This window comes from Variovorax sp. GW821-FHT09B01 (assembly GCF_059418345.1).
In genome coordinates, this window is record NZ_JBWKPQ010000001.1 from 1,479,724 (window position 1) to 1,494,879 (window position 15,156).

At 69.5% G+C, this 15,156-nt stretch carries 12 protein-coding genes; 5 read left to right on the forward strand and 7 right to left on the reverse strand.

Features of this window, described 5'->3' with window-relative positions:
- Positions 1 to 95 precede the first annotated feature (95 nt).
- Positions 96 to 1,385: a phospholipase D-like domain-containing protein gene (locus AC07RV_RS06545; RefSeq protein WP_296786696.1), complete on the forward strand. Its 1,290-nt coding sequence runs from the start codon at positions 96 to 98 to the stop codon at positions 1,383 to 1,385.
- Positions 1,386 to 1,395: 10 nt separating this feature from the next.
- Here AC07RV_RS06545 and AC07RV_RS06550 read toward each other — a convergent pair whose 3' ends face one another.
- From AC07RV_RS06550 to AC07RV_RS06570, 5 genes are all read right to left on the reverse strand, one after another.
- On the reverse strand, positions 1,396 to 2,724 hold the full coding sequence (locus AC07RV_RS06550; RefSeq protein ID WP_296786698.1) for an aminotransferase class III-fold pyridoxal phosphate-dependent enzyme: 1,329 nt from the start codon (positions 2,722 to 2,724) through the stop codon (positions 1,396 to 1,398).
- The gene (locus AC07RV_RS06555; protein WP_296786701.1) at positions 2,724 to 3,635 is read right to left on the reverse strand and encodes an alpha/beta fold hydrolase; all 912 of its coding nucleotides are present in this window, start codon (positions 3,633 to 3,635) and stop codon (positions 2,724 to 2,726) included. Before AC07RV_RS06555 ends, AC07RV_RS06550 begins: the two co-directional genes overlap by 1 nt.
- A gap of 140 nt (positions 3,636 to 3,775) precedes the next feature.
- Positions 3,776 to 4,744, reverse strand: a complete 969-nt coding sequence (locus AC07RV_RS06560) for a LysR family transcriptional regulator (protein WP_296786704.1) — start codon at positions 4,742 to 4,744, stop codon at positions 3,776 to 3,778.
- A gap of 32 nt (positions 4,745 to 4,776) precedes the next feature.
- Positions 4,777 to 6,441: an MFS transporter gene (locus AC07RV_RS06565; protein WP_296786706.1), complete on the reverse strand. Its 1,665-nt coding sequence runs from the start codon at positions 6,439 to 6,441 to the stop codon at positions 4,777 to 4,779.
- Positions 6,442 to 6,493: 52 nt separating this feature from the next.
- Positions 6,494 to 7,249, reverse strand: coding sequence for an SDR family oxidoreductase (locus tag AC07RV_RS06570; protein ID WP_296786708.1), 756 nt, complete (start codon positions 7,247 to 7,249; stop codon positions 6,494 to 6,496).
- 255 nt (positions 7,250 to 7,504) lie between these two features.
- Between AC07RV_RS06570 and AC07RV_RS06575 the strand changes: the two genes are divergently transcribed.
- Entirely contained in the window at positions 7,505 to 8,740 is a 1,236-nt protein-coding gene (locus AC07RV_RS06575; RefSeq protein WP_296786711.1) for an amidohydrolase, read from the forward strand.
- Positions 8,741 to 8,758: 18 nt separating this feature from the next.
- Here the strand turns inward: AC07RV_RS06575 and AC07RV_RS06580 are convergent, their stop codons facing one another.
- Entirely contained in the window at positions 8,759 to 10,117 is a 1,359-nt protein-coding gene (locus AC07RV_RS06580) for an epoxide hydrolase family protein (RefSeq protein ID WP_296786715.1), read from the reverse strand.
- Positions 10,118 to 10,359: 242 nt separating this feature from the next.
- Here AC07RV_RS06580 and AC07RV_RS06585 point away from each other — a divergent pair, with 242 nt between their 5' ends.
- Positions 10,360 to 11,838, forward strand: coding sequence for an amidase (locus tag AC07RV_RS06585; protein ID WP_296786717.1), 1,479 nt, complete (start codon positions 10,360 to 10,362; stop codon positions 11,836 to 11,838).
- A 9-nt stretch (positions 11,839 to 11,847) separates the two neighbouring features.
- Here the strand turns inward: AC07RV_RS06585 and AC07RV_RS06590 are convergent, their stop codons facing one another.
- On the reverse strand, positions 11,848 to 12,519 hold the full coding sequence (locus AC07RV_RS06590) for an HD domain-containing protein (protein WP_208508628.1): 672 nt from the start codon (positions 12,517 to 12,519) through the stop codon (positions 11,848 to 11,850).
- Positions 12,520 to 12,792: 273 nt separating this feature from the next.
- Here AC07RV_RS06590 and AC07RV_RS06595 point away from each other — a divergent pair, with 273 nt between their 5' ends.
- Together AC07RV_RS06595 and AC07RV_RS06600 are read left to right on the forward strand one after the other, a co-directional pair.
- Complete coding sequence (locus AC07RV_RS06595) at positions 12,793 to 13,410, forward strand: amino acid synthesis family protein (RefSeq protein WP_093346426.1); 618 nt, start codon at positions 12,793 to 12,795, stop codon at positions 13,408 to 13,410.
- 58 nt (positions 13,411 to 13,468) lie between these two features.
- Positions 13,469 to 15,145, forward strand: a complete 1,677-nt coding sequence (locus tag AC07RV_RS06600; RefSeq protein ID WP_296786720.1) for an MFS transporter — start codon at positions 13,469 to 13,471, stop codon at positions 15,143 to 15,145.
- Positions 15,146 to 15,156: the final 11 nt, after the last annotated feature.

Genomic DNA, 15,156 nt, shown 5'->3' on the forward strand with positions numbered 1-15,156 from the left:
CGCAGGCCGATATTGATGGCAGACATCGCAGCGGCGCCTTGCAGGACAAGGGCGCGACCTCGATTCGGCGCGGGCAAAGGCCGGCACGATAAGGCATGCCTGTCTCTGCCCCCCGCAAGCCCTGGAAAGCCATCGCCTGGACCTTCGTCCTGACGCTGGCCGCCACCCTGCTCGTGCTCAACCTCACGAGCGGCGAGAAGAAGCTCGACGAACAGGTGCGCCGCGAATACGCGCTGCACGATCCCCAGTACCAGCGCGCGCTCGGCGCCATGCTCGGCCCGCCGATCGCCGACGGCAACCGCTTCGAGGCCTTCCAGAACGGCGACAAGATCTTCCCCCCGATGCTCGCGGCCATCCGCGCCGCGAAGCACAGCATCACCTTCGAGACCTACATCTACTGGTCGGGCGACATCGGCCGCGCCTTTGCCGATGCGCTGTCGGAACGCGCGCGTGCCGGCGTCAAAGTGCATGTGCTGCTCGACTGGGTCGGCAGCGCGAAGGTCGATGCGGACTTCATCCGCGAGATGGAGACAGCGGGCGTGGAGATCCGCAAGTTCCACAAGCCGAGCTGGTACGACATCGCGCGCATGAACAACCGCACCCACCGCAAGCTGCTGGTGGTCGACGGTCGCATCGGCTTCACGGGCGGCGTCGGCATCGCGCCCGAATGGACCGGCGACGCGCAGGACCCCGCGCACTGGCGCGACTCGCACTACAAGGTCGAGGGCCCGGTGGTGGCGCAGATGCAGGCGGTCTTCATGGACAACTGGATCAAGGTCTCGGGCGACGTGTTCCACGGCGAGCGCTACTTCCCGCCGCTGCCGCCGGTGGGCACGGGCCGCGCGCAGATGTTCAGCAGCTCGCCCTCGGGCGGCAGCGAGAGCATGCACCTGATGTACCTGCTCTCGATCGCCGCGGCCACGAAGACCATCGACCTCTCGAGCGCCTACTTCGTGCCCGACGATCTCACCGTGGGCGCGCTGGTCGCGGCGCTGCACCGCGGCGTGCGCGTGCGCATCGTCACGCCGGGACCGATCATCGATTCGCAGACCGTGCGCCGCGCCTCGCGCGCCTCCTGGGGCCCGCTGCTCGAAGCTGGGGCCCAGATCAGCGAGTACCAGCCGACCATGTACCACTGCAAGGTCTTCCTGGTCGACGGCCTGCTGGTGTCGGTGGGCTCGACCAACTTCGACAACCGCTCGTTCCGGCTCAACGACGAGGCCAACCTCAACATCTACGACGAGGCTTTCGCCACGGCGCAGACCGTGCAGTTCGAGGCCGACCTCGCGCAGTCGAAGCGGTTGAGCTACGAGGGCTGGAAGGAAAGGCCGCTGCTCGAGAAGGCGTGGGAGCACCTGGCTGCGGTGTTGTCGCCGCAGCTCTGAGCGGCCGGCGCTATGCCGACACCCTGGCCTCGAGGGCCTGCAACGCCTCCGAGACGATGGCGAGCCCGCGCGCCAGATCGGCCTGGGAGATGGTCAGCGGCGGCGCGACCACGCACAGGTTGTACTTGACGTACAGCCACACGCCGCGCGCCAGCAGGTCGGACTGGAAGTCGTCCATCAGCCGCTGGTCGGCGCCCTGCCATGCGACCAGCGGCTCGCGCGTCTTGCGGTCGCGCACGAGCTCGATGCCGAAGAAGGCGCCGATGCCGCGCACGTCGCCCACGATGGCGCTGCGTTCGCGAATGTCGTCCAGGCCTTGCCGGAGCCAGCCTTCGATCTCGCGCCCTCGCGTGAAGAGGCCTTCGGTCTCGTAGGCGCGCAGCGCGCCGAGCCCCGCCGCCATGCAGACCGGATGGCCCGAGTAGGTATGACCGAAGGGAAAGGGCCGGTGGTCGAAGGCTTCGGCGATCTCCTCGCGCATCAGCACGCCGCCCAGCGGCATGCAGGCGCCCGTGACGCCCTTGGCGAAGCTCAGCATGTCGGGCGCGACGCCGACGCGGCGTGAGGCGAACATCTCGCCGACGCGGCCGAAGCCGCACATGACCTCGTCGTGGATCAGCAGCGCGCCGCAGCGCCGTGCGAGTTCGCGCACGCCGGCCAGATAGCCCTCCTCGTACGCGACCAGGCCGTCCGAACCGAGCACCGGCTCGATCAGGATCGCCGCGATGTTGGCGGGGTTCTCCTGCTCGATCACGCGCTCGAGATGCGCCAGCGCGCGCCGCACCTCCTCGGCCCTGTCGTCGGTGTGGAAGGGACTGCGGTAGGGATGCGGCGCGAAGAAGCGCGCGATGCCGCCCGGCGCCGTCTGCTCGCTGGCCCAGCGGCGGCTGCCGCCCGTGAGCGCGGCCGCGCCGGCGCTGGTGCCGTGGTAGGAACGGTAGGCGCTCAGCACCTTCAGCCGGCCGGTGACGAGGCGCGCGATCTTCACCGCGTCGTCGTTGGCCTCGCCGCCACCGGTGGTGAAGTGCACGCGCGCGCCGCCGCGCCAGGGCGCTCGCGCACACAGGCGCTCGGAGAAGGCCTCGCGGATGTCGCTGCGCAAGGTGGGCGACACGAAGCACAGCGACTCGGCCTGGCGCCGTATCGCCTCGATCACCGTCGGATGGCCATGCCCCAGGTTGGCGCACATGAGGCCGCTCGACAGGTCCAGGCAGCGCGCGCCGTCGGCCCTGTGCAGGTGGACGCCGGCCCCTCCGACGAAAACGGGACCGGGCCGCTGCCCCTGGCGCGACCATGGCGTCATGAAGCGCGCGGCCGCCTCGCCCGGCATGACAGCCATCACCGGCCCTCGAAGAAGGCCTTGATCTCGCGCGCGCAGACCGCGGGCGCCTCGCGGTGCACGAAGTGCCCGGCATCGGCGAAGTCGATGCTGAAGTCGGCGAAGTAGTCGCCCAAACGGTCCGACCACTCGGGGCGGATCAGGGGATCGCGGCGGCCCCAGAGGAAGCGCGAGGGCACCGTGATGCGCGGCGGTGGCGGCAGGGTCCCTTCGAGCCACTTGCGGCGGTTGGCGGCCGAGCTCAGGTACCAGTCGAAGCCGCCCTGGATGTTGTCGTTGCGCATGAACATGTCGACGTAGATCTCGATCATGTCGGCGAACACCTCAGGGTTGTCGCCCGACCAGTGATCGAGGAAGTGCGACATGTAGAGCCTGCAGCTCTCGCGCGATGCGCCGACCAGCTTCGCGGCCCATGGCAGCTGCTGGAAGTACTGGTACCAGACCTCGATCAGGTGGTCGGGCTGCCCGTAGCGCGAACCGAGGCCGGGATAGGGCGTGCAGAAATAGAACGCGCCCTTAAGCCGATCGCCGTGCGCCTGGCTGAAGGCCTGCAGCACATAGGCGCCGAGGTCGCCGCCCACCATGCCGAAGCGGTCGAGGCCGAGGCGCCGCGTGAATTCGGCGATGTCCTCGGCGTGCGTCGCGGCGTTGGCGTTGGCATCGGGGCCGGACGTGGGCTTGCCGGTGAAGCCGCAGCCGCGCAGATCGGGAACGAAGAGTTCGAAATCGTTCTTCAGCAGGTCCATGAGTGGCCGGTACACCATCCAGAACTCGGGCCAGCCGTGCAGCAGCACGAGCGGCGCGCCCTGGCCGACGCGCGCATAGTGCATGTTCAGGCCGTTGGCCGGTACGTGATCGAATCGGATGCCGGAAGCGGCGGCGTCGCGCATGGCGTCATCTAGTGCAGACATGGTGTTCCTGTGGTTCATCTGTGAAAAGGCACCGCTTCGAAGCGGTGCGATGAACTTTAGGAATGGCCCCGCGCAGCGTCCAATACCGACGCGATACGCTGGCAGAGGCGCGGCGTCTGGCGCGCCCCGCGCACTCCGGCTCAGCCGTGCGCCGGGCCCACCGTCTCGACGATCTGCAGGAAATTCTTCAGCGCGACGGAGGCGTGGTCCTTGCGCCAGACCACGGTCATCGGCGAAGTCAGCACCTGCGGCTCGATGCCCACGAAGCGCACGCCGCTGCGTCCGTGCCCGCAGACACTGGCGGGCACGAAGCTGATGCCGGCGCCGGCCGCGACCAGGCCCAGCGCGGTCTGCATGTTGCGCGCGCCCTCCTTGAGCTCGAGCACGATGCCACGCTCGCCGAGCGCATCGAGGATCAGGTCGGTCAGGCTGGGCCGCGGATGGCGCGGATAGAGCACGGCGGCCTGGCCATGCAGCTCCTCCACGGGAATGGTGGCGCGCGCGGCCAGCGGATGCCGCGTCGGCACCGCGGCCATCAGCGGTTCGGTGATCAGCAGCCGCTGCTCGATCGACGGATCGGGCGGCAGTCCCGGGCGCGAGAAGCCGACGTCGATGGAACGCCGCGACAGTGCCTCGGCGATCTCGGCCGCCAGCAGCTCGCTGAAGGACAGCTCGACCTCGGGATAGCGGTCGCGAAACGCGTTGAGCACATCGGGCAGCACGCTGTACATGGCCGAGCCCGCGAAGCCGATCGCCAGCTTGCCGCTGTGGCCGCGGCCGATGCGCCGCACGTCGTCCACGGCGGCATCGAACTGCGACATGATCGCGACCGCGCGCTCCAGCAGCAGCGTGCCCGCCTCGGTGAGCCGCACCGGCCGGTTGTCGCGGTCGATGAGCTGCACGCCCAGCTCCTCCTCGAGCTGGCGGATCTGCTGGCTCAGCGGTGGCTGCGCGATGTGCAGCCGGTCCGCCGCGCGCGTGAAGCTCAGCTCCTCGGCCACCGCCCGGAAGTAGCGCAGGTGCCGGATCTCCAGGCGCGCGGCCGGCCCGCCCGAATGCGCGGGTCGGGAATCGTCGTCGTTCGATGGGCCAAGCGGGTGGTCGCGCATTCCGTTCTCCTGCGCGGTGCGCCTTCGGCGGTTCAGCTGTCGAGCGCCCGGTCCCGGGTCTCCGGGACGAACAGCCAGCACAGCACGAACCCCGCGCCCGCGATCAGCACAGGGTACCAAAGCCCGTCGAAGATGCTGCCCGTGGCGGCCTGGATGGCGACGACCGTCGCGGGCAGCAGGCCGCCGATCCAGCCGTTGCCGATGTGATAGGGCAAGGACATCGAGGTGTAGCGGATGCGCGCCGGGAACATCTCGACCAGCATCGCCGCCATGGGGCCGAAGGCCATGCCGGTGAGCAGCTGCAGGTAGACGATGATCAGCACGATCATGAGGTGGTTGATCTGCGCGGGATCGGCGCTGGCGCGGTAGCCCGCGCTCTCCAGCGCGCTGCCCAGTGCCTGGTCGAATGCGGCCGCGCGCTCCTTCGCGTCGGCGGCGGCACCGTCATAGGCCGGCAACGACAGCGCGCCGATGCGCACCACCGCCGCCGCTCCCGGCGCCGCGGCCTCGTTGGCGTAGGGAATGCCGCGCCGCACCAGCGCGCTCTTCGCCACGTCGCAGCTCGAGGTGAACTTCGAGGTGCCGACCGGATTGAACTGGAACGAGCAGCGCGCCGGATCGGCCGCCACCACCACGGGCGAGCGCGCCTGCGCGGCCTCGAGCGCCGGATTCGCGAAGTGCGTGAGTCCGTGGTAGACCGGGAACAGCGACAGGGCCCCGAGCACCAGCGACGCGAGCACGATCGGCTTGCGCCCGATGCGGTCGCTCAGGTAGCCGAAGATCACGTAGAAGGGCGCGCCCAGCAGCAGGCCGATGGTCGACAGCGTGGTCGCGGTGATGGGATCGACGCGCAGTGTGTTCACCAGGAACAGCGACGAGTAGATCGGCCCGGCATTGGTGACCACCGCCTGCCCCGCCTGCAAGCCGAACAGCACGATGAGCACCAGCTTGAGGTTGCGCCAGTTGCCGAAGCTCTCGCGGATCGGCGCACGCGACAGCGCACCGGCCGACTTCATCTCGGCGAACACCGGCGACTCGTGCAGCTTCATGCGGATCCACACGGAGATCGCCAGCAGCACCATCGAGAGCAGGAAGGGAACGCGCCAGCCCCAGGTCTCGAAGGCCTCGGGCGACATCGCGAGCCGGCAGCCCAGGATGACGCCGAGCGCCAGGCACAGGCCGACGATGAACGCGGTCTGCAGCCACGAGGTGTAGGCACCGCGTCGTCCCGGCGGCGCGTGCTCGGCGATGTAGACCGCCGCGCCACCGTATTCGCCGCCGATCGCCAGCCCCTGCAGCATGCGCAGCCCGATCAGGATCGCCGGCGCGAAGCTGCCGATCGACGAATAGGTGGGTAGCAGGCCAACCGCGAAGGTCGCGAGGCCCATGATCAGGATGGTCGCGAGGAAGGTGTATTTGCGCCCGATCATGTCGCCGAGCCGCCCGAACACCAGCGCGCCGAAAGGCCGCACCACGAAGCCGGTGCCGAAGGCCAGCAGGCCGAAGATGTAGGCCTCCAGCGGTGTGGCGCTGGCGAAGAAGTTCTTGCCGATGATCACGGCCAGCGCGCCATAGAGATAGAAGTCGTACCACTCGAAGACGGTACCCAGGGTGGAAGCGATCACCACGTGCCTGGCCTTGGAAGGACTGGGGGCCGTGGTGCCTGTGGCGGGTGCGCTCTGTGCGGATGCGTGCATTGCTTTGTCTCCGGTTCTCGTTCGTTCTGCGGACATCGATTCGGTGCCGTGGTCAGCGGCCGCCGGCCACCGCCACGATGGCGGCGGTCACGTAGCCGGCCGAGGGCGACACCAGCCAGGCGACGCTCTGCGCAACCTCCTCGGGCAGACCCGCGCGGCCCATCGGAATGCCGGGCGCCATGCGCGCGGCGCGGTCGGGCTTGCCGGCGGCCGCATGGAGTTCGGTCTCGATCAGGCCCGCGGCCACGGCGTTGACGCGGATGCCCTCGAGCGCGACTTCGCGCGCGAGGCCGGTGGTCAGCGTGTTCAGCGCGCCCTTGGTCGCCGCGTAGTGCACCCACTCGCCACCGCCGCCGATCTCCGCGGCGCGCGAGGACACGTTGACGATCGCGCCGCCGCGCCCGCCGTGGCGGATCGACATGCGCCGCACCGCCTCGCGGCAGCACAGGAACGCACCCACGACGTTGACGCCGAACACCTGAGCGAGCATGCGCGCGTCCGCCTCGTCCACGCGCGAGAAGCCGCCGGTGATGCCGCCGTTGTTGACGAGCACCATCGGCGCGCCGAGCTGCGCATCGGTCTCGCGGAACAGCCGCAGCACGTCCTCTTCCTTCGAGACGTCGGCCTGCAGCGCGATGGCGCGGCCGCCGCGCGACTCGATGTCGGCGACCACGGCGCGGGCGCTCGTGGCATCGCCCGCGTAGTTGACGACGACCGCGTGGCCGTCCTTTGCAAGCTGTCGTGCGATCGCCGCGCCGATGCCGCGGCTGCCGCCGGTCACGATGGCGACCTTGTGGGTTGAAGGCATGTCTTCTCCATTCCTGTGTTGCGTGGGTGAGAACAGCGGGCGTCGTGCCTGCTGCGAACTGCCGCGGAATGAGAAGGCTTTTGCCGAAATGCGTCCAATAGCGTTGGCGTCAGAAACTATATGCAGCGCCTACATGCGCGCACCCGCGCCGTCGCCTTCATAGGCTGCGCATCTGGAAGCGGACGTGGGCGGTCTTGGACGCGGGTGCCCGCCGTTCTTACGATGGGACGCATCGCAATCCAGGAGCGCCACCCGATGAGCCTCGTTCTTCCCACGCCCGGCGGCAACACCGACGACGGCACCTTGCGCGCCATCTCGGACTTCCACCCCTTCCTCTCGGCCTTCCGCCGCGATCTGCATGCGCACCCCGAGCTGGGCTTCGAGGAACGGCGCACCGCGGCGCGCGTGGCCGAGGCGCTGCAAGGCTTCGGTCTCGACGAGGTGCACACCGGCGTCGGCCGCACCGGCGTGGTCGGGGTGCTGCGCGGCCGGCGGGCCGGTTCTTCCTCGAAGTCAGTCGGCCTGCGCGCCGACATGGACGCCTTGCCGGTGCAGGAGGAAGGAACGTGCGCGCACCGCTCCGTGCATGCGGGGCGGATGCACGGCTGCGGCCACGACGGGCACGTGACGATGCTGCTGGGCGCCGCGCGCCACCTGGCGCACACGCGCGATTTCGGCGGCACCGTGCATTTCATCTTCCAGCCCGGCGAAGAGGGGCATGCGGGCGCGCGCGTGATGGTCGAGGACGGCCTGTTCGAACGCTTCCCCTGCGATGCGGTCTATGCGCTCCACAACTGGCCCTCGCTGCCGGCGGGCACGGTGGCCGTCAACCCCGGCGCGATGATGGCGGCGCGCGACGACTTCTGGCTCCGCATCGAGGGTGTCGGCGGACATGGTGCGATGCCGCATCGCACGGCCGACCCGGTGGTGGCCGCCTGCGCCGTGGTCGCGGCGCTGCAGACCGTGGTGAGCCGCAACCTCGATCCCGCGCTGAGCGCGGTGCTCACCGTGCATTCGCTGCAGGCCGGCGGCGCCATCGCGCATGGCGTTCCCACCCAGAGCGTGACGGTGCCGCCGCAGGCGGACATCGCCGGCATCGCGAAATGGTTCGATGCCTCCGCGGGCGAGGTCCTGCGGCGGCGCGTCGCCGAGATCGCGAGGGACTGCGCCAGCGCGCTAGGCACCCGGGCGGACGTGCGCTACCTGCCGTTCCTGCCGCCGACGGTGAACGCGCCGCCCTGCGCCGAGCTCGTGCGGCGCGCCGCGACCGGTCTGCTGGGCGCGGCGCGCGTTTTCACGGGCGTGCTGCCCAGCATGGCCTCGGAGGATTTCTCCTTCATGCTGAACGAGCGCCCCGGCGCCTATTTCTGGCTCGGCGTCGGCGAGGACGTGCCGGGCCTGCACCATCCGCGCTACGACTTCAACGACGCGGTGCTGCCGATCGGCGCGGCGCTGCTGGCGACGATCGCACGCGAAGCGCTCGCGGCATGAAACCGCGAGACGCCTCCTTCAACCGCGCAGCGACCTGAACGCCGCGCGCAACTCCGCGCTGAACAACGCCGGCTGCTCCCAGGCGGCGAAGTGCCCGCCCTTGTCGACCTCGTTGAAATAGATGAGGTTGTGGTACGCCGCCTCGACCCATTGGCGCGGCGCGCGGTAGATCTCGCCAGGGAATACCGTCACCGCGGCCGGGATCGAGATGTCGACCGCGTTGAAGTTGTTGGCGTTGTTCTCCCAGTAGAGCTGCGCGCCCGAGGTGGCGGTCTTGGTGACCCAATAGAGCGTGATGTCGTCGAGCATCTCGTCGCGCGTGAGCGCCTTCTCGGCGTCGCCGCCGCTGTGGGTCCACTCGGTGAACTTGTCGTAGAAGAAGGCGGCCAGGCCCGCGGGCGAGTCCTCGAGCGCATAACCCAGGGTCTGCGGCCGCGTCACCATCAGCGCGGCATAGCCGCCGCCCTTTTTGTAGAGAAAGTTCAGCGCATCGAAGGCCGCCTTCTCCTTGTCGTCGAGGCCGGCGGGCGCGGGGTCGCCGTTGTTGAGCGCCCGCGCCACCTGCGGCGGCACGCTGGCCGGCATGTTGACGTGGATGCCGAGCAGGCCCGGCAGCTTCTGGCGCGCCATGCTGTCCGAGATGACCGAGCCCCAGTCGCCGCCCTGCGACACGTAGCGCGGGTAGCCCAGCCGCTTCATCAGCACGTCCCAGGCGCGGCCGATGCGGTCGGGGCCCCAGCCGGTGCTGCGCGGCTTGGCCGAGAAGCCGTAGCCGGGCATCGAGGGCAGCACGAGGTGGAAGGCATCCTCGGCGCGGCCGCCATGGGCGGTGGGGTTGACGAGCGGATCGATGGTCTTGAGCAGCTCCATCACCGAGCCGGGCCAGCCATGGGTCATGACCAGCGGCAGCGCATCGGGGTGGCGCGACTTCACGTGGATGAAGTGGATGTCGAGGCCGTCGATCTCGGTGATGAACTGCGGCAGGGCATTGAGCCGCGCCTCGGCCTTGCGCCAGTCGTAGCCGCTGCCCCAGTACTGCACCAGCGGCTGCAGTTTCTCGAGCCGCACGCCCTGCGACAGGTCCGTCACGGTCTCGCGGTCGGGCCAGCGCGTGGCATTCACGCGGCGGCGCAGGTCGGCCAGCACGGCCTCGGGCACGTGGACGCGGAACGGGCGCACGGCCGAGTCGCCCGTGGGCGCGCGCGGCTTCGGCGGATAGGCCGCGGCCGCTCGCGCATCGGCCTCGGGACTGCCTGCCGCTTGTGCCAGCTCGGTGCCCGAGAGCAGGCTGAAGCCCGCGGCGCCGGCCACGGCGGAGGCGGCGAAGAAGCCGCGGCGGGTGGCCCGGCTCGCGGTCTGGTCGGTGGTCTTGTGCATGGGATGTTCCTCTGGATTGAATGAAGTCGCGTGGCCCCTGTCCCGGGGCTGGAGCGCATTCTTCGAGCGCCATGCCGTCGCGCGGCGGATCGCGTATGCCTGTGTATCCGCGCGAAAAATCCACACACTACGTTGCACGCACGGCCCAATACACGACTGGCGCGCGGGCACACCGCGTCTTCGCTAGAGTGGGCGCACACGGGGCCCACGCCCCCTTTTTCTTTTCTCGACAGGAGCGACGGATGACTTTGGCAATGAGCTGGCAGGCATGGAGCGAACAGGACGGCGTGGGGCTCGCCGCGCTGGTGCGCAGCGGGCAGGTCACGCCGGCCGAGCTCGCGGCCCAGGCCAGCGCCGCCATCGCGCTCACCAACCCCGCGCTGAGCGCGGTGGTCGAGGTCTTCGACGACGTGGTGGCCGATCCGCTGGCCGACGGCATGAACCCCGCGGGCGCGTTCGCGGGCGTGCCCTACCTGATGAAGGACCTGGGCCCGACCATGAAGGGCCGGCTGCAGGAGATGGGCTCGCTGCTGATGAAGGGCCAGCGCGCCACCGCCGACACCCACCTGACGCAGCAGATCCGCAAGGCCGGGCTCAACATCATCGGGCGCACCACCACGCCCGAGTTCGGCGTCTGCAGCTCGGCCGAGAACCCGGCCGTCTACGTCACGCGCAATCCCTGGAACCTCGACTACACGACCTGCGGCTCCTCGGCCGGCACGGGCGCGGCGGTGGCGGCCGGCGTGCTGCCGCTGTCGCACGCCACCGACGGCGGCGGCTCGATCCGCATTCCCGCGGGCGTGAACGGCAACATCGGCCTGAAGCCCTCGCGCGGCGTGTTCTCGATCGCGCCGGCGCTGTCGGACCTCACGGGCCTGGTGTCGATCCAGGGCTGCCACAGCCGCACGGTGCGCGACACCGCGGCCTTCGTCGACCACTGCCGCGGCGGCGCGCCCGGCGAGTTCATGCCCTACTGGAAGGCCGACGAACCCTACACGCAACTGATCGAACGCGACCCGAAGCCGCTGCGCATCGCGATGTCGCACGAGTGGGGCGACTTCCGCGCCACGCCGCACATCGTGGCCGAGCTCGAGCGCGTGGGACGCTTTCTCGAGGGCCTGGGCCACCACGTCGAATGGGCGCTGCCCGCGGTCGACATCCGCGCCGCCTTCGCGGCCCAGACCACCTGCTACATCAGCAACTTCGCGCAGACCATCGAGGGCTTCCTCGCGCGTTTCGGCCTCGAGCAGCCGCCAGCCGACCTGATCGAGCCGATCAACATCAAGATCTGGGAGGCCGGGCGCGACATCTCCTATGCCGAGCGCTTCAGGATGCAGACGGTGTTCAACACCACCGCGCGCGGCTTCGGTGCCTTCTTCGAGGATTGGGACATCATCCTCACCCCGATCACCGCGCTGCCCACGCCGCGCGTCGGCACCACCGAGTACCTCACGCTCAGCGACAACCCCTCGGTGCTCGACTGGTTCGACAACCTCTGGCAGAACTTCGCCTACACGCCGCTGGCCAACCTGTGCGGCATCCCGGGCATCTCGCTGCCGCTGGCCTTCAACGAGCACGGCCTGCCGCTGGGCATGCAGCTGCAGGCGAAGCAGGCCGACGACGGCCTGCTGCTGCAGCTCAGCGCGCAGATCGAGCGCGCGATCGGCGGCCGCTGGAACGATGGCCGCCGGCCCGGCGTGCACGTGACCACGGCGCGCTAGAAAACCTGCTCAGTGCCGGCAGCCCGGCACGCCGCAGGCGCCGTCGTTCCACGACGAGCCGAGGATCATTCCGCAGAAGTTGAGCCGCTTGTACGTGGGGTCCTTGAGCGCCAGCACGTCGGCCTTGACGTTGCCGAAGGTGGTCTCGGGCTTGAAGCGCGTGCCCTTGGCGAAGGCATCGATGATGCCTTCCTTGAAGTCGGCCTCGCGCGGATGCGCGCGCACCACCGCTTCGCGCTGCTCGGTCGGGAAGGCGTCGTAGGCCAGGCCCAGCACGTCCATCTCGACGCCCGCGGTGACCAGCGCCACCACCGGCTTCTTGTGCTGCGGAATGCCCGGTGTGGTGTGCAGCGCGATCGCATCCCACACCTGCTCGACCTCGGGCTCGGCGATGCCGTGGCGCACGAGGAAATCGCGCGCGGCATTGGCGCCGTCGACCTCGAAGCGCTCGGTCCTGCTGCTGTAGGGCGCCACCAGCCCCATGTCGTGGAACATCGCGCCGATGTAGAGCAGCTCGGCGTCGTAGGCCAGGCCGCGGCGCTCGCCGGTCAGCGCGCCGAACAGGAACACGCGCCGCGAGTGGTTGAACAGCAGCGCGGTCTCGGTGTCGCGCACCAGCTCGGTGGCCTCGCGCGCCATCTGGCTGTCGGGGATGCGGATGCCGGCAATGGATTCGTTCATGGGTTCTCCGGGAATCGGGGTTGGCGAAAGTGCGAACCCAGTGTCCGGCGCGCCGACGCCCCGTGCGCGCGGCCGAGGGGGCAGGGACTGCCAGATCGGGTGCGCTTCCTGCCAACGCACATCGGTCCCCACCGCCAGGCCCAAAAAACGCAAGCCCGCTTGCGTTCTTGCAAACTGACAGAAGGGCCTCGCGAACCTAATCTCCGTCCGCCACTTCAGCCCCTGCGACGCAGGGACCAGGCGATTCAGCCACATCCACAGGACGGAGACCCCATGAGCCCATCAACGCTCGAGACCATTCGACAGATCTTCGTGTTCGAGAGGAACACGCTCGCCGAGGGCGGCCGCGCCGCCGCCGCGCCTTCGCGCCACGTGGTCGCCGCCGCGATCTTCAAGAACCCCTGCGCGGGCCGCGGCGCCGCGACCGACGCCGAACTGGCCGACCTCGCGCAGCGCTCGGTCGAGATCGGCACGCTGCTGACCGAACGCGCGCTCTCGCACTTCGCGGGCGAGGAGAAGCCCCGCGCCTACGGCAAGGCCGCGCTGGTGGGCACGGCCGGCGAGTCGGAACACGGCGCGGCGCTGATCCATCCGCGCCTGGGCCTGGCCATGCGCACCGGCCTGGGCGCGGGCCCCGCGCTGATTCCGGGCAATGCCAAGGTGTCGACGGCCGGCGGCTCGGTCGACCTGCTGTTCGGCGGCGCCGACGACGCCTGGGACTACGACGCCATGGACGGCATCACCCTCGCGATTCCGGGCGCGCCCGGCCCCGACGAGCTCGTGCTGTTCGTCGGCTTCGGCACCGTGCGCATCAATGCGCGCGTGAAGGGCGCCAGCGCCGAGCAGGTCGCCAAGGTGGTGGCCGACATCCGGGCGCGCCGCCAGGCCTGAAGCGCCCACCACCGGCCACGCCACGTGGCCGGCCAGAACCACAAGACAGGAGACAAGCATGGACATCCCCGCAACCCTGACGGGTGCGACGCATCGCGCGGAAGGCAGGAAGGTCATCGTGGCCTCTTCCGTGGGTGCCGTCATCGAGTACTACGACTTCTTCCTCTACGGCTCGCTCGCGACCATCATCGCGAAGCAGTTCTTCTCGGCGCTCGACCCCTCGGCCGCCTTCATCTTCGCGCTGCTCGCCTTCGCGGCGGGCTTCATCGTGCGGCCGCTCGGCGCCGTGCTGTTCGGGCGCCTGGGCGACATGATCGGGCGCAAGTACACCTTCATGATCACGCTGCTGCTGATCGGCATCTCGACCTTCTCGGTCGGCTTCCTGCCCAACTACGCCACCATCGGCGTGGCCGCGCCAATCATCCTGATCGTGCTGCGGCTGTGCCAGGGCCTGGCGCTCGGCGGCGAGTACGGCGGTGCCGCCACCTACGTGGCCGAGCATTCGCCGCCGCACAAGCGCGGCGCCAGCACCGCATGGATCCAGACCACCGCGACGCTCGGCTTTCTGCTGTCGCTGGTCGTGATCCTCGGCGTGCGCAGCACCATGTCGCCCGAGCAGTTCGATGCCTGGGGCTGGCGCATCCCCTTCATCATCTCGCTCGGCCTGCTCGTGCTCTCGGTCTACATCCGGGTCTCGATGAAGGAGTCGCCGGTGTTCCTCAAGCTCAAGGCCGGCAATGGCATCAGCAAGGCGCCGGTGCGCGAGGCCTTCGGCGAATGGAAGAACCTGCGCATCGTGCTGATCTGCCTGTTCGGCCTGTGCGCCGGGCAGTCGATCGTCTGGTACACCTCGCAGTTCTACGCGCTGTTCTTCCTCACGCAGATCCTCAAGGTCGATCCGATCTACGCGAACACGCTGTTCGCCACCTCGCTGGTGCTGAGCATGCCGCTGTTCATCTTCTTCGGCGCGCTGTCGGACCGCATCGGCCGCAAGTGGCTGATCATGATCGGGATCCTGGTGGCTGCCCTCTCCTACGGCCCGCTGTTCAAGGCGCTCACGCACTATGCGAACCCGGCGCTGGAGCGCGCCCAGCAGAGCGCCTCGATCGTGCTGACGGCCGACCCGCGCGAATGCTCGTTCCAGGGCAACCCGATCGCGCGCGATGTCGACTTCCGGACCTCCTGCGACATCGCCAAGCGCGTGCTGGCGCAGAGCGCGGCCAGCTACGAGGTCAAGGACGCGGCGGCCGGCGAACTGGCGACCGTGACCATCGGCGACCGGGCCATCGCCTCGGTGCAGGGACGGCTGGTCGCGAACGGCAACGCCTTCGAGCCCGCCAGCAAGGCCGAGATCGACGGCTTCCGCGCGCGGATCGGCGCCGCGCTCCAGGGCGCGGGCTATCCCACGAGCGCCGACCGCGCGGGCATCGACTCGCCGATGGTGGTGCTGATCCTGCTGGTCTTCATGGGCTTCGTGGCCATCACCTACGGGCCGCTCGCGGCGCTGCTGGTGGAGATGTTCCCCGCGCGCATCCGCTACACCTCGATGTCGCTGCCCTATCACATCGGCGCCGGCTGGTTCGGCGGGCTGCTGCCGACCATCTCGTTCGCGCTCGTGGCCGAGCACGGGAACATCTATGCCGGCCTCGCCTATCCGGTCGCGGGTGCGCTCATGACCTTCGTGATCGGCGCGATCTGGCTGCGCGACACCAAGGAGACCCGGGCCGCGGCCTGAACCGCAAGCTT